Genomic DNA, 20,020 nt, shown 5'->3' on the forward strand with positions numbered 1-20,020 from the left:
AAATTCTAACACGCGAGAGTGGCCGGAGGGGGCTGGAGTCTGCGCGATTGAGCTCCCGGCCCGGGCCATTCACAGCTTCCTATATGCCGATGCAACCTGACGTGTAAACTGCTGGCATGCCGAGCCAGTCTGGCCCGCGGGGTAAGGGCGGCGCTGCATCTCACCCGCTCTTTCCTCCGGCCGCCGCTTCCACGCCCCAGAACTATCTGATAGCGCACATTGATGGTGGAGCGCGGGGGAATCCAGGGCCGGCGGGATATGGCGTTCTAATCGAGGACCAATCCGGAAAGCCGATTGCCGAGCTGAGCGAATATCTTGGCCACCAAACCAATAACTATGCCGAGTACTCAGGGCTTATAGCTGCGCTTGAATACGCCCTCAGCGATGGCCACAAAGCTTTGAAGGTGATCAGCGATTCCGAACTGCTGGTCCGACAGATGCGCGGAATCTACAAGGTCAAGAATCCGACATTAAAGGAACTACACGCGCGCGCTCAGGACCTGGTACGCAAGCTCGAGTGGTTCCAAATCACGCACGCATTGCGAGAACACAACCGGGAAGCCGATCGCCTGGCCAACGCAGCGATGGATGCGGGAACCGGGAAAAAACTCTGGAGAACTTCGGGATGACGAAAAAATCAATTCTGTTCTTCTATGTGTTGGTGCTGCACACCACATTCCTGCTCGCGGCGCAGACGCAGCCGCGGCTGGAGTCCTCGATTGACGCGCTTTACGCCACCAACAATTTTCAGCAGGTGGCTATTTCTCCCGACGGCACGCATGTGGCTTGGGTGCTGAACCTGCATGACAAGTCGGGGGCCCCGAGTGCGAACACCGCCGTCTATGTTGCAGACCTGCCAGTGTCATCCGCTGCTCCCCGGCGTATAACCGCAGCCACGGACGGCAAGGACTACCTGGAGCAGGATCTCACGTGGTCACCAGACAGCAGGCAATTAGCTTTCCTGTCTGACGCGAATGGTGCTGGGCAGGCTCAGCTTTACGCAGCGGCGATTTCGGGTGGTTCCGCGCATAAACTCACCAATTTGACGGGCTTTCTCGCCGATCCGCAATGGTCACGCGATGGCAAGCAGATCGCCTTCTTGTTCACAGAAAACGCGCCTCGCACTGCTGGTCCCTTGGCTGCCATGACGCCCGAGGTCGGGGTCCTGGGGAGCAAGGTTTACGAGCAGCGACTCACCACAGTTGATTTGGGATCGGGCAGCGTTCGCCAGCTCTCACCGGCAGACATGTACGTCTATGAATATGACTGGGCGCCCGATAACCAGTCCTTCGCGCTGACGGCAGCTCACGGCGAGGGAGACAACAACTGGTACATCGCGCAACTTTATACACTCGGTCTCTCGGGAGAGATGAAATCCATTTACAAGCCGCCTTTGCAGATCGCGGTACCGCGTTGGTCGCCTGACGGCAAATCGGTGGCGTTCATTGGGGGCTTGATGAGCGACGAAGGGGCAACCGGTGGCGACATCTTTTCTGTTCCTTCCACGGGTGGGGGCGAGGCCCGCAATTTGACGCCGGGAATCAAGGCATCTCCCAGTTGGCTAACGTGGCGCTCTGCGGGCGAAATCCTATTCACGGAAAATCTGGATGGATCCGCGGCGGTGGCAACGCTCGACCTGGGCAGCGGGAAGATCACCACTTTGTGGACTGCGCCGGAAGAAATCTCGACTGGCGCTTGGGGCGCGTTTGCTGTTTCTCTGGCCCGCGATGGTAAGAACTCGGCAATCATCCGACAATCTTTTTCGCGTCCTCCGGAAATTTGGGCTGGCCCGGTGGGAGGGTGGCAGCAGGTAACGCACTCCAATCAGCAGCTTCGCCCCAACTGGGGCGAGGCGCGGAACATTCATTGGACCAATGACGGTATGCAGGTGCAGGGATGGCTGCTCTATCCCGCCAATTACGATCCTAACCAGCGCTATCCCATGGTCGTGACCGTGCACGGCGGACCTGCATTTGCGACATCTCCGGGCTGGCCACAAACGTTCTTTGAAACGTCAATTCTGGCAAGCCAGGGCTATTTCGTCTTCTTCCCTAATCCGCGCGGCAGCTACGGTCAGGGGGAAGCTTTCACACGCGGCAATGTGAAGGACTTCGGATATGGCGACTTCCGCGACGTTCTCACCGGAGTCGATGCGGTGTTGAAACAGGCGCCGGTGGATCCGGAGCGCCTTGGCATCACGGGTTGGAGTTACGGTGGCTACATGACTATGTGGTCGGTCACCCAGACGAACCGCTTTCGTGCCGCTGTTTCAGGAGCCGGACTGGCGAACTGGCTGAGCTACTACGGACAAAATGATATTGACGGCTGGATGCCGGCATACTTTGGTGCCACGGTTTACGATGATCCGGCGGTCTATGCTCGCAGCGCGCCCATAACATTTATTAAGAAGGTGAAGACCCCGACGCTGATTCTGGTGGGCGAACGCGACGGAGAGTGTCCGATGCCGCAGTCGCGCGAGTTCTGGAACGCACTCAGGATGTTCGGTGTACCGACCCAGATGGTGGTCTATCCCAATGAAGGCCACTTTGTCGCCAGTCCCGAACATCAGCGCGACATCTCACGTCGCATGGTGGCGTGGTTCGATAAATACTTACAGCCCGCTACGGTCAGCGAAGGCAGCGATCATAAATAGAGGACACCGAAAAACAACCATCCGCTATGGGGCTGCACAGGTGTGATCGTGAATGATCTGCCAGCCTTGGGAAAATTTGCGGAAAACAAGTGTGAACACCCCGTGGGGCTGCTTCCCGTCAGCCATCGTAAGTTGGAATTGGCCGCGCACCAGGGCCGCCTCCGGGCCGAGCGTCTGAACGTTTAGTTCCGAAAATTCAAGTTTGCCCATTTCCCGGCCTTCGGCTTGATATACATTGCGATAGCGCTCGAGCGTGGGCTGCCAGCCGCGAGTCGCTTTCGCCCCTGCCACAAACGTAAGCTCGGAGGATCTCCAATACCCCTGCATGAACGATTCGAGGTCGTGGCGGTTCCAGGCTGCAACCTGATTTTGGAGAACTCGACGGATGGCAGCTTCTTCTCGATTACGGTTTGCAGCAGGATGGCCCGATGCGCCGAAAGCAAAGGAACACGCCAACGCGATTAGTAGACAAGTGATCCAAATAATTCTCATGCTGCGTTCTTATCACAAGAGCCGAATCGAAAGAAGTCGGACGAACGCGAGCCCGTGTCTCCGCGCAACTCGAAAAGCGCTAGTACTTCGGGACGGAGGGATCCACTTTGTCCGACCAGGCGAGAATTCCGCCGGCAAGATTTTTTACCTTGCGGAAACCGGCCTGGCGCAGAAAGTCTACGGCTTTGGCGCTGCGCACCCCGGAACGGCAGTGGGCAATGATCTCGCGGCTGGAATCCAGCTCATTCACCCGCTTGGGCAGGTCTCCTAGCGGAATCAAATATCCATTCAGGTTGCAGATCTGATATTCGTGGGGCTCGCGCACGTCGAGGACAAAGAGGTCCTCGCCCGCATCCAGGCGGGACTTTAACTCTTCAGGCTGGATCTCAGGAACATTAGTGGTCACTGGGGCTTCTTCTCCACGAATTCCACAGAATTCGTTGTAGTCAATCAGCTTGGTAACAGTCGGGTGCGCGCCGCAGGCCGGGCACTCCGGATTCTTCCGCAATTTGAGTTCGCGGAAGCGCATGCCAAGCGCGTCCACTAACAACAGACGCCCGATCAGAGGCTCACCTTTGCCGAGGATCAACTTGATCGCTTCGGTGGCCTGCATCACTCCCACGAGTCCGGGTAGAATTCCGAGCACTCCGCCTTCTGCGCACGAAGGCACCAGCCCAGGCGGAGGCGGCTCCGGATAAAGGCAGCGATAGCAAGGGCCCTCTTTGGTCGCAAAGACGCTGACCTGGCCCTCAAAGCGGAAAATCGAGCCGTAAACGTTGGGCTTGCCGGTGAGCACACACGCGTCATTCACCAGGTAACGAGTAGGAAAATTATCCGTGCCATCAACGATGATGTCGAAATCGCGAAATAGCTCAAGTGCGTTATCGCTGCTGAGCCGGGTGTCAAAACGGCGCAGCTGGACGTAAGGGTTGATAGCTTTGATCTTGTCGGCGGCGGAATCCAGCTTCTTGCGACCGACGTCAGCCGTGGTGTGAATGATTTGGCGTTGCAGGTTGGTGTAGTCCACGACATCAAAATCCACGACGCCCATGGTGCCCACGCCCGCGGCTGCCAAGTAGAGAGCTAAAGGCGATCCCAGGCCACCCGCGCCAATGCACAGCACCTTGGCCGCTTTCAGCTTCTGCTGACCTTCCATGCCGACCTCGGGCATGATCAGGTGCCGCGAATAACGAAGCACTTCCTCGTTGGAGAGGGTGGCGGGTTCGACTTTGGGTTGCGTGATGGTGGCCATAAGAATCTCGGTTGAATTAGTGACTCCATCCTCCAGCAATTGAAGGCACGATCGAGAGGGTGTCAGTCTGTTGCACTTTCGTGTTCTCCTTCTGCAAGTAGCGGATGTCCTCATCATTGAGATAAAGATTCACAAACGCACGCAGCTTGCCTTCGTCGGTATACAAATGCCGGCGCAGGTCAGGGTGCTTGGCCGTAAGGCCCGACAACGCCTCGGCGACGGTGCCGGCTTCAACCTCTATTGTGTCCTTCTTGTCCGCATATTGCCGAAGCGGAGTGGGAATGTGTATCTTCATTATGTAGCTCTCCTGTGTACAGATGACTAAGAGCGCGCCTGGGTTTCAGCCAGCTCACCTGCCTGGGCCGCGCTTACCTCGATCTGCTCGTCCACAAATTGTTTTTGGAGCTCGTCATCCCCCAGCAAAGCAAACGAATTCGTGATCTTGGCTTGGCCGTGATCTACGCCGGTAATCACATAGGAGCAGCCCAGCCAGTGCGCCTCCGCAAGATCGGTCGCCGACCAGCGCGCCGGGTGATCAGGATGAGAGTGGTAGAAGCCCACAATGTCTTCGCCGCGCTCACGACCCTGACGCTGAATACGAATTAGCTCTCGCGGATCAATATGATAGCGGTTTTGCGGCGAATCGGTACGGGTGTTACCAGCGCGGACGATAGAGGTAACAATGCGCTCGTCACCCTCGGCCCGGCCTAGCAGCACCCCACAGCACTCGTGAGGGTAGGTTTCTTCGCCGTGAGCGCGCAAAGCGTCATAGTTAGATTTGTCAATTTTCAGCATGTATTTTTCGACTGATTATTCGTCCCAGAATCTCTCGCTGAGGTACTTGTCGCCGGAATCCGGAAATATCGTGACTATGACCGCCGCCTGCTTACTGTGGGCTGCGCGGTGGGCCACCTGCATACAGCCTACCACCGCCGCACCTGACGAGATGCCAACCAGCAAGCCTTCTTCGCGCGCCATACGCCGCACCATTTCGTAGGCGGCCTCTGTAGAAATACCCATCTCCTCATCGGCGAGATTGGGATCGTAAATCCTGGGCACCATGGCGCTGGCCATGTGTTTGGCGCCCTCAATTCCGTGGAAAGCTGAGTCTGGTTGGAGAGAGATGCACTGAATCCCGGGGTTCAGCTCTTTCAAGCGGCGCGCCGTGCCGACAAAAGTCCCACTTGTGCCCAGCATGGCGACGAAGTGAGTTAGCTGGCCGTCGGTTTGTTGCCAGATCTCATTGGCGGTCCCGTCATAATGGGCTCGCCAGTTCGCATCATTGGAATACTGGTCGGCATAGAAGAAACGCCCAGGATCGGCGGCAAACAGTTCCCGTGCTTTGCGAATGGCGCCATCGGAACCCTCCCCGGCGTCGGTGTAGATGACGTTGGCTCCATAGGCATGCAGGATTCGCTTGCGCTCCAGGGAAACATTTGACGGCATGCAGAGAGTGACGCCGAATCCTTCAGCTGCGCCGATCATCGCGTACGCAATGCCGGTGTTGCCGCTGGTGGAGTCCAGAAGTTCTTTCTCTCTCGTGAACTTGCCGCTGCTGCGACCTTCAGCAACAATGCGCGCGGCAGCACGGTCCTTGACCGATCCTCCGGGATTGAACCATTCGGCTTTACCTAGAACTTCGATTCCTGGGGACCCGCTTTGCAGGTCCGCAGTAATACGCTCGATCCGGAGCAGGGGTGTATTGCCAATCCGCTGCAAAGTATTTTTTCCAAACTTCGGTGGCGCCGTTTGGAGGGTTCCTGTGGCTCTATCTCTCACAATCGCGTACCCTTGTGCGCTCCTGGTGGTGTTGCTCGTAAGCCTTCTGCGCTCGTGCTACGACTGTAGTAACGTGCTAATTGGATGATGTTAAGCATCTAATGGTCGATATAGTTTACGGATTGACTTCGCTGCCCGGCAACCGAGTCAAAAAACGCGGCGCCGAGTAGCCAGCAACCGCATCACATTAAGGGTAGGAACGAAACGGGAACCAATGGCCAAGAAGTCGGAAACGCGTAGCTATGACGAAGCAGTCAACTGGCTGCGAGAGCACCAGTTCGACATCCTGGAAGCGCCGGGCACAACGAATCGTGTATTTCTGAAGAAATACAATTGCTCGGCGGCGATCCAGAAGACAGATGATGACGGCGTGAAAGTCTTCGCCTATCCCGGCTATCAGATTGGAAATGAGATCTCCAAACTGATTAATCGCGGATATCAACAATTTCTGAAAACCACAAAAACGGAAGTGCCGGCGACCGCAGACCACCTCAAGGCACTGCATAATTTCGCCGAAGAGTTCAAAGAAGCGTTAGGAGCTCCAAGTCTGTACAACGAGTCTTTGGGCACGGTCAGTGACGCATACGTTTACGATCGAGTGGAAGAACGCGACAAATCCGAGACCGCCCGTCCCAAGCGTCCCTGGGAGCTAGTAGGCGCTAATCGCGGAAACGGCAAGGTCAGCTAACCCCCCTACGCTATTTCAGAAAATTTCAAGGCCTGCCACTTCGTCGGTGCAGGCCAGGAAAAAGGGGCACGGCTATGCGCCTTGGAACAGTTCTGGCCATACTTCTGGTAAGCGGAACCAGCCTCCTGGGCCAGGAACTAAGCTCTGAAGGTGAACCCAAACTGCAACACAAATTCTTTGACCGCACCAACATCGCACTGATTGCCGGGATGACACTCGCTGAAACCCTCGACATCACCTCCACATTTCACTTTCGCGACGCGCACCCGACGACGGCGCATGAGGCCATTCTGGGCGACTTCGTGGACAACCGGCCGGCATTTGTCGCCTACAGCTATGCCACGGTTGTACTGAACGTTGGAGCTGCCTGGATGCTTCATCGAGCCGGCCATCACCGCCTGGAGCGCGCATCCAGCATCGTGCACATTGGGCTCACCGCACCGTTAGCAATCAACAATTACGCCTGGGTCGGACATACAAGCTCCCAAGCCGCGGCGCAACCGCAATTGTCCAGTCGTCCGCGTTGAAACTAGATCGCTGTTAGTAGCTTATAAAGGAAACGGGGAGCTCCCATGCTCCCCGTTTTTAACCGCTGGCGGCGAGTTGCTACTCTTTTGTACTGTCGCCGCCACCGCTGGTTTTCATTGATTTGTCAGCTTCAGTGCTCTCCTGACCGAAGACTAACTTATATTTCTTTCCACCAAAGCGCGCTTCCAGAAGGCTGCGTGCTCCTTGCCCATCGGACTGTGTGACCGCTGATGTGTTGTCGAACTTGGAGTCAACATCGACTAACTTCGCGGGGGCGGTGGCCAGAACTCTGTTGCCCTGGGTGAATTGCACATGAACATCCGGTCCGCTTCCCTCCCATTTCAGGCGATAGGAACCCGGAGCCAGATGATTGCCACTGATTTGAACTGAGTTGCTGAGGTCGAAACTTGCGCTGTTTCCTTTAGTCCCCGCGAATGCGCTTACCGCCAGCATCAGCGCGAGCGTTAATGTCACGCCACCTTTTACTGCAGTTCTCATAACTAATCCTCTCTTCCCTGCCGGGAACTCTGATGGCGGCCACTGGATCCCAACCTGACGCCAATCCCCTGCGGCGCTGCTGCTGGTGCGCCGGCGGGGCTGGCAATGCCTGCCAGGGTGGATTAGAATGCTCGCGCGGGGTTAAACAAAAAAGGATCGCCCGCAAGGACTTTCCTCCACAGAGACTGTTTTCGCCCGGGCCGCCAAACCGTGGGTGAGACAATCTGTTTAACCCCTCAAAACTTTTTCGGTCGTTCCTTTCAACCGAGTTTCAATTTTGTATACGTTGTAACTTCTGTCGAAGTTCCGTTGCCGCTAAAGATGCTCATCAATCCTTGAGCGATTCAGTTATTCGAAATTCGACTGGCATTTCTGTGAATTCGAACTGTTGGACGTGCTCGTCTAGCGTCGGTTAGCGGAGAATCTCACCGGGTTACCTGATGAGGTTCAGCACAGTTTGTAGGTGTATTGTTGTCTTGCAACCAGATAATGACCGCTCGTCACAAAAATGGCGCGGAACATCCCTGGTTGCTAGTTTCGTTCCGGTGGAAAACAGCATCCTCAAATCTTCAGTACTATTTTTCCGAAATTCTTTCTTTCCAGCATCAACCGGAATGCCTCTGCGGCACGAGCTAGTGGCAGCACAGTCCCTATGACTGGGCGGATGTTACCTTCCGCAATCCACTTGGAGAGGCGCTCCCATGCTGACCGCATGATCTCCGGCTTCAATGCCAAACGACTGAGCCACAAACCATGCACGCTAGAACTTTTGGCGTACATTGACGCGGTGTCGAACTTGGGCTGTTGCCCAGTGGCGGTGCCGTACAAAATTACTCGGCCGAAGTCGCGTAAACATCGCAAGCCCTTGGCAGTGTGTTCGCCACCAAGCATTTCAAAGACGGCGTCCACCCCTTCACCATTGGTTAATTCTTTAATGGCCTGTTCATAATCTGTTTGCTTGTAATTGATTCCGTGCTGCAGGCCGAGTTCTTTTACCTTGGCCAATTTTTCTTCCGATGATGAAGTGCCATACATCTCCAGGTTCAGGATTTTCCCGATCTCAACCGCTGCCGTCCCTACCCCTCCAGCGGCGGCATGAATCAGGACCCGCGGACGCAGGTCTGCAGTGGCCTCATCTAAGAGGCTGGCCTTCCAGTAAGCGAGATAGGCCGTGAAGTAGTTCACCGGAAAGGCTGCGGCCTCTTCAGGGCTCCACCCCATTGGCTGCGGCCACAGGAGCTCGCGCCGGGTGGCAATGAACTCCGCGAAGGCGCCCCATTGCGCGTAGCCCATGACCCGCTCGCCACTGCCTGCGATGGTTCCTGCAAACTCCCTACCTGCAACCAGCGGGGCCGGAGGAGTACCGGGATAGCTTCGTTGCGCGGTCATGATGTCCGCAAAATTCACACCTGCTGCTTGAACCTGAACCAGCACCTCGCCGGCGCCGGGAACGGGCTGAGGAACATCTTTCACTTCGAGAACCTCGGGACCTCCAAATCGCGTAATCACAATGGCTTTCATAGTTGTCGGCACATAATCGCACTCCACACTAACTCACAAGTAGCAGAGGGGTGGAGTCCTTAAATTTTAAGAGGCGCTTTTCCGAGTGCTGTACCACGCCTCTCTGGTATATACTGCGCGGCGATAAAGGTGATAGCGACCGCATACGGTCGCGCGCGAAGCCCGTTCATACGAGTTCATACGCTTCGCCATATGATTGGGTTCCAGTCGAAGTATCAGTGGCTGGAATTTAGCTGTGCGGGACGGCTTTTGGGCCGGGCTGATTACGGTTGGATTAGGTACATCGGCAAGGTTTTAATGGAGCGCGTCCCGGGGAGGTATTCCCTTGGACCTTATTTTGGTTCGGCTTATTTTTATTCTGGTCGTGGCGGGTTCCTGTTACCTTCTTCAGCCGTTCGGATTAAGAGCTCCCATTGCTGCAGCGGTCGGCGGTCTGATCGGGTTGAGCGTCATTCTGTTCGAAGTACGCCTGCACAAAGTCAGCCTCAAACGCTTGATCGGAGCCGCGATTGGCAGCGTGCTCGGAATTTTAGGCGCGTACCTCTTCAGTCTGGTCATAAAAGACAGCATCGCTCCCGGTCACACCCAAAGTTTCCTACAGCTCATGGTCATGCTGCTGATGGCCTACATCGGCCTGATCGTGGGTGCTAATAAAGGTGACCTGCTGAACCTGGCTGCGTTGGGGGGTGTCTTCGGAGGGGAAAAGCAGGGTCGCAAGGCGCACAAGATCCTCGACACCAGCGTGATCATCGACGGCAGAATCGCAGACATTGCCGAAACCGGTTTTTTGGATGGCATCATCGTAACTCCTCAATTTGTTTTGCGGGAGTTGCAACTGGTAGCCGATTCTGCCGACTCTTTGAAGCGCAACCGAGGCCGTCGCGGGCTGGATATTCTCCAACGTCTGCAGAAAGTGGCTTCCCTAAATATTCAGATTGTGGAAGACGACTTTCCCACCATCCGAGAAGTGGACTTGAAGCTCATCGAGTTGGCGAAATTGTACGAGGGAAAGATCATTACTAACGATTTCAACCTTAATAAGGTCGCTCAGCTTCAAGGAGTAGAGGTCCTTAATATTAACGAACTGGCGAACTCGCTCAAGCCGATCGTGCTGCCCGGCGAGATTATGAAGGTTTTCATTCTTAAGGAAGGCAAGGAATATAACCAGGGCGTAGCTTATCTCGACGATGGCACCATGGTGGTAGTAGACAATGCCCGCAAAATGATTGGGAAGAACATAGATATCTCGGTCACATCAGTGCTCCAGACCACGGCAGGCAAGATGATTTTCGGAAAGTTTGACGAACGCAACATGCGCCCAGAGGTACCCAAAGCAGCGCCGATGGCCGAGCCTCTACAGGAGTCGCGTAAGCCCCACCCGATCATGGCCGAACGGCCGCTGGAGTAGTAATCCATTTTTGGCTGGCGGTCCAGTCGGAAGAAACTTCGAGATTTGAACTGCGGCAGACCCGCTCGTATACTGGCGGCCCAGTGAAGGTCGTCGCCATCATTCCCGCTGCGGGTTTGGGCACGCGCATGGCAGCCGCCGAAAATGCGCCGCGCGCCGTAATCGGCAAGACACCTTCCAAGCAATTCACTGAATTGCTAGGGACGCCCATCCTGATACATACCCTTCGCAGATTTGTGAGCAGTCCGTATGTACAGGAAATCTACGTTGCATTACGACAAGCTGAAGCGGAAAACTTTCGTCCGCGGCTGGAGAAGGAACACTTCAGCAAGAAGATTTTCCTGGTTGAGGGGGGTGAGCACCGCCAGCAATCGGTAGCCAACGCTCTGGCGCAGGTGAAAGCTGAGCCGAGCGACGTGATTCTTGTGCACGATGCGGTACGCCCCCTGGTGGAGGAAGAAGTCATTGCCAATGTGGTTGACGCCGCAAAGAAATATGGAGCCGCCATTGCCGGCTTACCTGCCGTGGACACGGTGAAGCAGGTGGAACGCACAGCCGAAGGTGCGATCATCAGCTCTACTTTGCCGAGAGAACGCATAGTGCTGGCGCAGACGCCGCAGGGCTTCCACTTCAGTGTTCTGAAAAAAGCTTTTGAGGATGCGGCCGAGGCCGGCTTTGTGGGCACTGATGAGGCCTCGCTGGTAGAGCGTTTCGGACATGAAGTCGCGGTGGTGATGGGCTCGCCGCGGAATCTGAAGATCACAACCCCGGCCGATCTGGAACTGGCCGAGTTCTACATGTCACAGCCCGCCCGAAGGGCCGCGGGTTAGTTTTCGTCCACCCATGAGAATTGGCTACGGCTGGGATTCGCACGAGTTCAAAAAGGGCATTCCGCTCAAAATCGGCGGGGTTGTAATCCCGCATGGGCGGGGTCTCGCCGGGCACTCTGATGGCGACGTTTTGCTGCATGCTTTGACCGACGCCCTGCTGGGCGCAGTGGCAGCCGGCGACATCGGAACGCATTTCCCTGCCTCTGATCCTAAGTGGAAGGGCGCTGATTCCGTAACTTTCCTGCGCGAAGCTCTGCGCAGGGTCATGCAAGCCGGATATACGGTAGCCAATGTGGACTCCACCCTGATTGTGGCCGAACCGAAGATCAGCCCCCATGCGGCGAAGATTCAGGCGCGGGTGGCGGAACTGCTCGGCGTACCGGGGTCGTGTGTTGGTATCAAAGCCAAAACACCGGAAGGGATGGGGACCGACAATGCGGCCATCGCGCATGTGGTTGTGTTGCTGATTAAAAAGCCGGGCGATGATCGGAGGCAAAAGGCGGCGATGGAAGCCATTCCACAGCCGGAAATTGACAAGGTTGTTGATGAAGTCTTACGGGATGTTCCTACTCCGGCTATAGACAAATCGCGCAAACCTGCTACCAAACTCAAGAAATAATCAGCAGCTTCCTTTGGGAAACACAGCGGACTGTTTATTTGTTTTGCCGCTGGCGCGCAGCTTCTACCAATGCGCCGAAGATCGCCTGTGAAGCGTGCTCGTGGGGTGAGCGCTCTGGGTGCCATTGCACAGCAAGAACGAAGTGATCAGGAGAGGTGCCTTCCAGAGCTTCTATAACGCCGTCGGGCTGGCTGTGCGCCACCGCCCGCAAACCTTCACCGACCGTTTCGGCCGCCTGGTGGTGACTGGAATTCACGCCGATTTCGGGGGCGTTGCCTTTGCCCGGTGCGGTGCTCAGAATTTTCGCAAAGTGTGATTGCGGTTCGATCAGCACTCTGTGTGCTTCCTTCTTTTCTTTGTCCGTGTGGTCAATGCCAGTTTCGAGGTGCTGCACCAATGTTCCCCGGCAAAAGACATTCAGTGCCTGTAGCCCGTAGCAGATTCCCAGGATCGGTTTGCGATTCTTGAAGGCTTCTTTCAGCAGGAGCGTATCTTTCTCATCGCGGCGGGGGTCAGGCGCATGCGTTTTAGGATGTCTTTGAGCCTGGTATTGCTCGGGATCAATATCCGCACGACTGCCCGGCAACAAGACAGCATCACATTCGCGGAGAAGCTTCGCAGCTTGGTCGAGTTCGCTTTCAAGTGGGATGCGGACCGGTTCTCCGCCTGCTTGTTCCACCGCTCGTTCATAATGTGGCAAGGTGCGCTGAGCATACTCGGTGTCGGAGTGGGGCACCGGTATAGCAATTCGCGGCTTCCTTCTGCTTTCCATCAGAACCCCCGCCACGCTGTCAGGCGTTGCCGGTAGCGGCGAAACTCGTTGACCAATGCCGCTACGAACACTACTCCGGCTACGGCAGCGGCTACCGGGAGTGCCACATGGCGGTAAGCATTGGCCATGTCCGAATGCTGCCCGCCGATCGCGCCTGCTACGGCCGTTCCGAGAATCCCTAACAGCAGGCTGACGGCGAAGCTGAGCAGCGTCAGCAGCAAGGTGATGAATAGCGCGCGAAATAGCACACCCGCCAGGCGGGGTTTGCGAGTCACCAGCTCGTCGGAGGCGGGCATCCAGTGCCCAGCATACAACGGTTAGGCACCTGTCCACACCTGAGGCCAGAAGCAACAAAAACCTTGCTGTTCTAATCGCTGCGCTAGAATAAAGGCGATGCCACAAGCGGTAAACGTGATTACGCGCAGCCCCTCGGAGGTGGTCCAGCAAACCCCCGTGGCGCAGGCAGCCAACGGGATCTGCTTTGCTTCCAGCGGCGAGGTCACTCTTGCAACCAGCGACTTGGAACGCATGGTTGCCGCGGTGCCACGCTCTGCCGCAGCCGCGCTCCGGGACAAAGCGTATTACTTTGTTCCGCTGACGGTCAGCCAAGGAGACGAGACGATAATCGCTGATCGCTACGATGTCACTTTGAGCGACAACGCGGTTTGCCACCGCAACCTGACTCTGGGCGATTCGCAATGCGTTTTTATTTCGACGCGATTGATGGATGACAAATTCTCCGTCGCATTCGAGTTTTATATAAACGTGGCGCACGCGATAGTAGAGAGGGCGGGTGTATCCGGCGCATTCTCCGATCTGTCTTGGAAGCAGGTACAAGAAGGGGTACGCGGCGAAGGCAGCTTGGACGCGTTTGAGCTACGCAAGCTGGCTACAACTCCAGGACCGGAGACGGAAAAACACACCAACGACTACTTTGCGGCGGCCTTTTCCGATGCTATTGCGGTTTACCTGCTCTCGCTTTACATAGACGTTGACTATCATGACCTGCGGGAGCGCGATTACCCGCTGCTCGCTCCCACTGCACTGGCGGAGCGCCTCCGGAAGGTTGCAGAACTATTTCCCCCCAACCCAGGCTTCGAATTCGCGATCTACTACAAGCGGCGGACATAGGTGCCCGGCGGTTTTCCTTTAGGATTGAATCACTTCATGACTAAAATGAGCTTGCCATGATTGCGCACCTGCGCGGACGACTGCTCTCCAAACATCCTAACCAGGCTGTTATTGAGACCGCGGGCGTTGGTTATGACGTAACCATTAGCGTGCCGACGTTTTCCGGGCTCCCGGCATTAGGCAGCGAAGTTGCGCTGCACGTTCACACCCACGTGCGCGAAGACTCGATTGCGCTGTACGGGTTCCTACGGTCCAGTGACAAACAACTCTTTGAGCGGTTGATCTCAGTCAGCGGAATTGGACCGAAGCTGGGGATCACAATTCTGAGTGGTATGTCCGGCGAAGAGATGGTTGCCGCTATTCGCGGAAACGATGTCGCTCGGCTTACGCGCATACCCGGGATCGGCAAGAAGACGGCCGAACGTATGGTGTTGGAACTGCGGGACAAGCTCGAAGATTTTGGGGCTGCACCGCCGGTGGCTGCCGCTACTCCGGTAGAGGAAGATGTGCTCTCGGCGTTGGTCAACCTGGGGTATCAGCGAATTGCAGCCGAGCGGGCGCTCTCCAAGGTGACGGGCGGATCGGGAAATGGTGTTCGCGGAAGAGAGGCCCCCTTTGAGGGGCTATTCCGGGAAACCCTGGCGCTCTTATCTAAATAGGCCGCGCAGCCGTTAATTGCCGACAAACTTCAAACGTAGGTCGCGGTCTTTCTGGCACATTTCCGCCATTTCTTTTACTTTTCGCCAGGCCTCGGCTTGTGAATCGTCGTGCGCACGGTCGCGTACCCGCTCCCATTCTTCAATAAGGGGTGCCATCTGCAAGTGATTGAAAATGGTATGGCCGTAAGGGTCAATACACCGCAACATGGGAAACGCGGCTTCTTCATAGGTGGGAACAATTCCGTGCAGCATCACCCATTCGCTACGTTCCCCGAGCTCATCTTCCAGTTTTACTACCCAAGACATTGATCCAGGTCCTTCGATAGCGTAGGGCTTAAATTCTAGGACGGCGCAGGTAATTTATCATTTCCCGATGCAAAACGTGCTGAAGATCAGGTTGAGGATGTCGTCGGCGGTCGTGGCACCGGTGATTTCATCGAGGGAGCGCAAGGCGTTGTAAAGGTCGAGCAGCAGCATTTCGTGCGGCACTTTGATATGCACCGCGTCGGCAGCTTTCTTGAGCGCACGCAAAGAACTATCAACCAGCGCCCCGTGACGCGCATTGGTGAGGAACCCGCTCTCGCGTTGTACCCCATCGCCACCGACTTGCCGCAGGATTTCCCTCCGCAGTTCTGGAATTCCTTGGCCTGTAATGGCCGAGGTGCGGACCTTGGGAAGCGTGGAATTCGATATTCCCAAACTTGAAGAGGCAATGTCAGACTTGTTCTCGACGATAATCCCTTGGCTCTGCTGCACTTGCTGCAGAAGCCGCTGATCTTCGCCGGTTGTGGGCTGCGACGCGTCCACTACCATCAGCACCAGGTCTGCATCGGCGAGCGCCTCTATGGATTTCTTGATCCCGATGCTCTCCACCTCATCCAGCGCGTGCCGGATGCCAGCAGTGTCCACCAGCTTTACGGGGATACCTTCCAGCGAAACGGTTTCGCTGACCAAGTCGCGCGTGGTGCCCGGTGAGGCGGTAACGATGGCGCGCTCCCGTTCGACCAGGCAATTGAAGAGGCTGGACTTGCCCACATTCGGGCGGCCTACGATCGCCAAGGTCAATCCTTCATGAACGATTTTTCCGTAGGATAAAGACCCCGCAAGGTCCTGTAACGGGCGCTGCACTGCTGCAATACTGCTGAGGACCTGCTCCGCAGGAAGCACCGAGACGTCATCCTCCGCGAAATCTATTCCCGCTTCCAGGAGGGCGATCAACTCAACCAGTTTCTGCTTGATGGGCTGTAGGCGCTTCGCGAGTGCGCCTCCGAGTTGCTGGGCAGCAATCTTGGCCTGATAGAGGGTTTGCGACTCGATCAGGTCGCGGACCGCCTCGGCTTGCGCCAGATCAAGCCGCCCATTTAAGAAGGCTCGCATGGTGAATTCGCCCGGTTCGGCGAGGCGCGCACCATTGGCCAGTGCCGTCGCCACGATGTGTTGCAGCACCACCGGTGAACCGTGCGCAGATATCTCCACTACATCGTCGGTGGTATAGGAATGTGGCTTGGCAAAGAACGTGACTACTACTTCGTCGATCTTGCTGACATCGGCATTCACGCCGGGTTCTACCAACTCAGTGAAGGTCGCCTTCCCGGGTTCAAGTTCGTGACGCAGCCGCAGCATGGCAGCAGCGATGGTGCGCGCTTCTGGCCCGCTGAGGCGAACGACTCCTATCCCTCCCCGTCCTGGTGGGGTGGAAATGGCGACGATGGTGTCATCCAGATGCATAACGCTTTTTTGATTCTAGCGGGTGAGCAGGATGGTAGGAGGACGACCGTGATTGGACTACCTGCCCGCAAAGGGAGCGAACGCAGAACTCTATTCCGCGCCGCGGCGAACAACCCGTGCCGGAGTCGCCCTCATGCCCAAACGCTCCAGGATTTGCGGCGCCACGGGCTTTAGCCTGAGCTGCTGACGAAGAAATTCATCCCGATCCATTAAGGCGGCAGGATCGTTGAACTCATGGCTGCAGTAATACCATTTCTGGATCTTGGGCTGACTAGCCGCGTCCCAGTATTCCTTCGCCAGCTTCGGAGTGATGTAGCGATCCTGGTGGGCAAATTGGAAAAATAGGGTTGAAGGCGCGGCGTGCCCCGCGAAGCGCTCCGGCTCTATAGGTGCGAGCGTCGCAATATACTTCTCGATCTGTTGCTGATTGTAATTCTTGTGCACCCATTCACCAATGAAAGTGCCGGCGGAAAAGTCCGCCAAGGTTGGCAACCCGCCCATCACGACGTGGGCTTTGATCCGTTTCTCCACGGCTGCCAAGACTCCCGCCCAGGTCGCACCGTAACTGTGGCCAACATACGCGATGCGCTTGGCGTCCACCTCAGGACGAGATTGCAAAAGGTCAACTCCGCGGCGTATATCGGTCACCAGCTGGATATAGCCGGCTCGCTCTTTTTCGGGCACTGCGAAGTCATCCCCCTGGCCATTCGGCCGATTGAAGACGCCTTCAATGAGCAGCGATTCGGCTCCCGCTCTGGCTAGCATCAGCGACTCCGCCAGAAATTCGCTGCGGTCTCCCTGTCCCCAGTGCACGAAGATGATCGCGGGAAAAGGTCCCTTGCCGCTGGGAATTACCAGGTACGCCGGGACGCTGCCGCCCTTCGGGCTGGCATAAGAAACATCGTGAACTTTGACCCCGCGTACTTCTTCGACGGACTTCTCCTGAAACGCAAGCGGCGCCTTGGCATCATAGTCAAACAGGTGGGCAGCTTCTTCATAGGTCATCTCTTTGGGTAAGGACTGCTGAAAGGCTAAAACACTGGCCGCCAGTAGGATGACCACCAAAATCGAAAGCCATGCAGGTTTCATGAGCGATGCTGCAGGATCAATTTATCGCCGAGAGGGCGTCTTTGGCTTGTATTCCTTTGGATAAACCACAACCGATCGCCGGCCAGCTTCGCCGGCGCTCTCGGTTCTTAAGTCAGCTTCCTCGTGCAACGCCAGGTGCAGAATTCGCCGCTCGCGAGACGACATTGGACTGAACGTGTAAGGGCTGCCGGTCTTGCGCACCCGCTCAGCGGCGACAGTTGCCGCCAACTTCAGCTCTTCTAATCGCATGCTGCGGTAATTCATGCAATCGAAAGCGACCTTGTCGTGCTCCGCAGAGTGCAGCCGCAGAGCCTCCTGGGCAATGTGCTCGAGTGCGCGTAAAAGTTCGGCGCCACGCTCCAAGAGCAGACTGGCGTCAGGTCCGGAGAACTCCACCAAAATAGCTGGCCGCTCCCAGTCACGATCTTCGGGCAAGGGCGGGTCCACGGTGATGCGGTATTTGAGCTTGAAATTGCCCGCGGCGATGAAGGCGCGCAGCAATTCGTCAATCTTTCTTGCTGCTGCCGCTTTGTCCTGAATGGCCATGCAGGCTTATCTTAGACGACCAAAGAAATACCGACTACTTCCCTTTGCTCTTACGCGCGCGCTTTTCCAATTCGGCGCGCATCTCGCGTCCCAATTCGGTGCGGTTCATCACAACCTGCTGCACGATTGCGATCAAGTTGCTAAACGCCCAATACAAACACAATCCGGCCGCCAGATTCCAACTGATCACGCCGAGCATAAGCGGCATCATCAGGTTCATCATTTTCTGTTGCGCTGGATCCATCCCCGCGGCAGGGGTCATGCGCTGGACCAGCAAGGTCCCCAGGATCACAAGAATTGGCAGGATATGCCACGGATCGGGCGACGAAAGGTCGCGGACCCATAGCCAATGCGCGTGTCGCAACTCAATCGCCGCGCCGAGCATGGCGTAGTAGGCGATCAAAAAAGGCATTTGGAGCACAAGCGGCAGGCACCCGCCCACCGGGTTCACACCCTCTTTTTTGTAAAGCGCCGCGACTTCCTGGTTCATTTGCGCGCGCCGCGGGTCGCGCATGCTGTACTTCTTATATTTTTCCTGAATGGCCTTGATCTGTGGCGCCGCCTTCTGCATCTTGAGCGACGACTTCATGCCGGAAATGCGAAGAGGCAGCAAAACCAGAGTGATGATGACGGTCTGGATGATGATGGCCCAGCCCCAATTGCCAACATACTTGTAGGTCCAGCGCAGCCAGATGAAGAGCGGCCGCGCGATGATCCCGAAAGTGCCGAAGTTCACCAGTCCACGCAGATCGCTGGGGGCTTGCTGTCCCGCCATTGCTGCCGCGTGAACGGACTCCACAACGTCCAGTTCCTTAGGGCCGACGAAAACTCTCTCCGTCGTAGGTCCTTTAAGGTCACCGACGGCTGTGCCGATGACCTCCTCCCTCACCACCTCCTGTGGGTTGGGCTTCTCGGGATTCTTGGGAAGCTCAATGACATTGCGCATTGTTACTAGGGCCGCCGTTTCCGGCTGGTCAGGAAGGAATACAGCAGCAAAGTATTGATCTTCAGCCCCGGCCCATAGCAATGGCCCGTTAATGGTGGCGCCGCTGCTGACCTTCTTTATGGGAATTTGCTGGACCGCCTGGCCCCCATGCCAATTGGTCCCCCCAGAGTACGAGACGATACGTCCCGCGGCATAGGCACTGGGAGTGGTCTGGTCACCGAACCCAGCGGGCCATGCCAGAAATGCCGATTGCAGGTTTCCGTTATGTGTGACCGTAGTCTCGGCGCGCACTACGTAGCTGTGATCGAAGCCAAAGCTTTTGCGTACGGTGGTATCGCCATCGGAATACTCAAACGTAACCTGTGCCGGCGTGCGTTGCGTGCCGGTGGCACTGGACACATACATCGCCGAGTTCAGCTTGTTGCGGAGAGTTTCATCGTAGGTCCAGAGTGAGAGTGGGAAACCATATTTGGAAGCGGCTGGCGAATTCACCAGCTCGAGTGGACGCCCGAAATCGTCATCGAATTTCTTCAGCACCCACGACTTGACCTGCGCGCCACGGTTGGTGAACGTGATCCGGTAAAGGTCGTTCTCGATCACAACCTCGGATTCCGCGGTCGCCTGCTTCGTGGGAACCGGCGTGGAGGCTGTACTGCGGGACGATTTCGGAGCGGACGGCGGGCTTAGAGGCGCTGGCGGCGTGGGTGTGGCCGCTTGCTGCTGTACCGGCTTGGGTTCTTCCGGGGCGGCGGGCGCAAAGCGCTTCAGGATCGGCTGCACTGCCAGGATGATTAAAAACGTCAGCGCAAACACCAGCAGCAGCCGGCGCTCGAGGCCGGGATCTTGTTGGGGATTTTTAAATTCGCTCAAACGGTCTCTGT

23 protein-coding genes are annotated in these 20,020 nt (G+C 56.5%); 9 read left to right on the forward strand and 14 right to left on the reverse strand.

Annotation, left to right across the window (positions count from 1 at the left end; genetic code table 11):
* The first annotated feature begins 116 nt into the window (after positions 1 to 116).
* Both VFA76_11665 and VFA76_11670 read left to right on the forward strand, forming a co-directional pair.
* The gene (locus VFA76_11665; protein ID HZR32493.1) at positions 117 to 629 is read left to right on the forward strand and encodes a ribonuclease HI family protein; all 513 of its coding nucleotides are present in this window, start codon (positions 117 to 119) and stop codon (positions 627 to 629) included.
* The gene (locus VFA76_11670) at positions 626 to 2,653 is read left to right on the forward strand and encodes a S9 family peptidase (protein ID HZR32494.1); all 2,028 of its coding nucleotides are present in this window, start codon (positions 626 to 628) and stop codon (positions 2,651 to 2,653) included. Before VFA76_11665 ends, VFA76_11670 begins: the two co-directional genes overlap by 4 nt.
* 24 nt (positions 2,654 to 2,677) lie before the next feature.
* On the opposite strand, the gene VFA76_11675 is transcribed toward VFA76_11670, so the two are convergent.
* The 5 genes from VFA76_11675 to VFA76_11695 form a co-directional block, all read right to left on the reverse strand.
* The gene (locus tag VFA76_11675; protein ID HZR32495.1) at positions 2,678 to 3,145 is read right to left on the reverse strand and encodes an SgcJ/EcaC family oxidoreductase; all 468 of its coding nucleotides are present in this window, start codon (positions 3,143 to 3,145) and stop codon (positions 2,678 to 2,680) included.
* 79 nt (positions 3,146 to 3,224) lie between these two features.
* Entirely contained in the window at positions 3,225 to 4,397 is a 1,173-nt protein-coding gene (gene moeB, locus VFA76_11680) for a molybdopterin-synthase adenylyltransferase MoeB (protein HZR32496.1), read from the reverse strand.
* 16 nt (positions 4,398 to 4,413) lie between these two features.
* On the reverse strand, positions 4,414 to 4,692 hold the full coding sequence (locus VFA76_11685; GenBank protein HZR32497.1) for a MoaD/ThiS family protein: 279 nt from the start codon (positions 4,690 to 4,692) through the stop codon (positions 4,414 to 4,416).
* Positions 4,693 to 4,718: 26 nt separating this feature from the next.
* Positions 4,719 to 5,192: a M67 family metallopeptidase gene (locus VFA76_11690; GenBank protein HZR32498.1), complete on the reverse strand. Its 474-nt coding sequence runs from the start codon at positions 5,190 to 5,192 to the stop codon at positions 4,719 to 4,721.
* A 15-nt stretch (positions 5,193 to 5,207) separates the two neighbouring features.
* Positions 5,208 to 6,116 carry a cysteine synthase family protein gene (locus VFA76_11695; protein ID HZR32499.1) on the reverse strand — a complete coding sequence of 303 codons (909 nt, stop codon included), beginning with the start codon at positions 6,114 to 6,116 and terminating at the stop codon, positions 5,208 to 5,210.
* A gap of 274 nt (positions 6,117 to 6,390) precedes the next feature.
* Between VFA76_11695 and VFA76_11700 the strand changes: the two genes are divergently transcribed.
* Both VFA76_11700 and VFA76_11705 read left to right on the forward strand, forming a co-directional pair.
* Positions 6,391 to 6,864: a hypothetical protein gene (locus VFA76_11700; protein HZR32500.1), complete on the forward strand. Its 474-nt coding sequence runs from the start codon at positions 6,391 to 6,393 to the stop codon at positions 6,862 to 6,864.
* Between the two features lie 74 nt (positions 6,865 to 6,938).
* Complete coding sequence (locus VFA76_11705) at positions 6,939 to 7,391, forward strand: hypothetical protein (protein HZR32501.1); 453 nt, start codon at positions 6,939 to 6,941, stop codon at positions 7,389 to 7,391.
* Positions 7,392 to 7,470: 79 nt separating this feature from the next.
* Here VFA76_11705 and VFA76_11710 read toward each other — a convergent pair whose 3' ends face one another.
* Positions 7,471 to 7,890: a hypothetical protein gene (locus tag VFA76_11710; GenBank protein HZR32502.1), complete on the reverse strand. Its 420-nt coding sequence runs from the start codon at positions 7,888 to 7,890 to the stop codon at positions 7,471 to 7,473.
* Between the two features lie 561 nt (positions 7,891 to 8,451).
* A complete protein-coding gene (locus VFA76_11715; protein HZR32503.1) occupies positions 8,452 to 9,423 on the reverse strand; it encodes an NADPH:quinone oxidoreductase family protein in 972 nt (323 codons plus the stop codon).
* Between the two features lie 313 nt (positions 9,424 to 9,736).
* Between VFA76_11715 and VFA76_11720 the strand changes: the two genes are divergently transcribed.
* From VFA76_11720 to ispF, 3 genes are all read left to right on the forward strand, one after another.
* A complete protein-coding gene (locus VFA76_11720; GenBank protein HZR32504.1) occupies positions 9,737 to 10,819 on the forward strand; it encodes a PIN domain-containing protein in 1,083 nt (360 codons plus the stop codon).
* Between the two features lie 83 nt (positions 10,820 to 10,902).
* Entirely contained in the window at positions 10,903 to 11,649 is a 747-nt protein-coding gene (gene ispD / locus VFA76_11725) for a 2-C-methyl-D-erythritol 4-phosphate cytidylyltransferase (GenBank protein ID HZR32505.1), read from the forward strand.
* 13 nt (positions 11,650 to 11,662) lie between these two features.
* Positions 11,663 to 12,268, forward strand: a complete 606-nt coding sequence (ispF, locus tag VFA76_11730) for a 2-C-methyl-D-erythritol 2,4-cyclodiphosphate synthase (GenBank protein ID HZR32506.1) — start codon at positions 11,663 to 11,665, stop codon at positions 12,266 to 12,268.
* 34 nt (positions 12,269 to 12,302) lie between these two features.
* On the opposite strand, the gene VFA76_11735 is transcribed toward ispF, so the two are convergent.
* Together VFA76_11735 and VFA76_11740 are read right to left on the reverse strand one after the other, a co-directional pair.
* On the reverse strand, positions 12,303 to 13,040 hold the full coding sequence (locus VFA76_11735; protein ID HZR32507.1) for a gamma-glutamyl-gamma-aminobutyrate hydrolase family protein: 738 nt from the start codon (positions 13,038 to 13,040) through the stop codon (positions 12,303 to 12,305).
* Positions 13,040 to 13,336, reverse strand: a complete 297-nt coding sequence (locus VFA76_11740) for a hypothetical protein (protein HZR32508.1) — start codon at positions 13,334 to 13,336, stop codon at positions 13,040 to 13,042. Before VFA76_11740 ends, VFA76_11735 begins: the two co-directional genes overlap by 1 nt.
* Before the next feature lie 97 nt (positions 13,337 to 13,433).
* On the opposite strand from VFA76_11740, the gene VFA76_11745 reads away from it, so the two are divergent.
* Both VFA76_11745 and ruvA read left to right on the forward strand, forming a co-directional pair.
* A complete protein-coding gene (locus VFA76_11745; GenBank protein HZR32509.1) occupies positions 13,434 to 14,171 on the forward strand; it encodes a hypothetical protein in 738 nt (245 codons plus the stop codon).
* A 56-nt stretch (positions 14,172 to 14,227) separates the two neighbouring features.
* The gene (gene ruvA, locus VFA76_11750) at positions 14,228 to 14,830 is read left to right on the forward strand and encodes a Holliday junction branch migration protein RuvA (GenBank protein ID HZR32510.1); all 603 of its coding nucleotides are present in this window, start codon (positions 14,228 to 14,230) and stop codon (positions 14,828 to 14,830) included.
* Positions 14,831 to 14,842: 12 nt separating this feature from the next.
* Here the strand turns inward: ruvA and VFA76_11755 are convergent, their stop codons facing one another.
* The 5 genes from VFA76_11755 to yidC all read right to left on the reverse strand — a co-directional run bounded on the left by VFA76_11755 (position 14,843) and on the right by yidC (position 20,009).
* On the reverse strand, positions 14,843 to 15,136 hold the full coding sequence (locus VFA76_11755) for a hypothetical protein (protein ID HZR32511.1): 294 nt from the start codon (positions 15,134 to 15,136) through the stop codon (positions 14,843 to 14,845).
* A gap of 57 nt (positions 15,137 to 15,193) precedes the next feature.
* A complete protein-coding gene (gene mnmE, locus VFA76_11760; GenBank protein HZR32512.1) occupies positions 15,194 to 16,558 on the reverse strand; it encodes a tRNA uridine-5-carboxymethylaminomethyl(34) synthesis GTPase MnmE in 1,365 nt (454 codons plus the stop codon).
* Positions 16,559 to 16,648: 90 nt separating this feature from the next.
* Positions 16,649 to 17,647, reverse strand: coding sequence for an acetylxylan esterase (locus tag VFA76_11765; protein HZR32513.1), 999 nt, complete (start codon positions 17,645 to 17,647; stop codon positions 16,649 to 16,651).
* A 21-nt stretch (positions 17,648 to 17,668) separates the two neighbouring features.
* Positions 17,669 to 18,193, reverse strand: coding sequence for a R3H domain-containing nucleic acid-binding protein (locus tag VFA76_11770; GenBank protein ID HZR32514.1), 525 nt, complete (start codon positions 18,191 to 18,193; stop codon positions 17,669 to 17,671).
* A 34-nt stretch (positions 18,194 to 18,227) separates the two neighbouring features.
* Positions 18,228 to 20,009, reverse strand: a complete 1,782-nt coding sequence (yidC, locus tag VFA76_11775) for a membrane protein insertase YidC (GenBank protein HZR32515.1) — start codon at positions 20,007 to 20,009, stop codon at positions 18,228 to 18,230.
* Positions 20,010 to 20,020 lie beyond the last annotated feature (11 nt).

The organism is Terriglobales bacterium (genome assembly GCA_035651655.1).
In the GTDB taxonomy this organism is placed as follows: domain Bacteria; phylum Acidobacteriota; class Terriglobia; order Terriglobales; family Acidobacteriaceae; genus DASRFG01.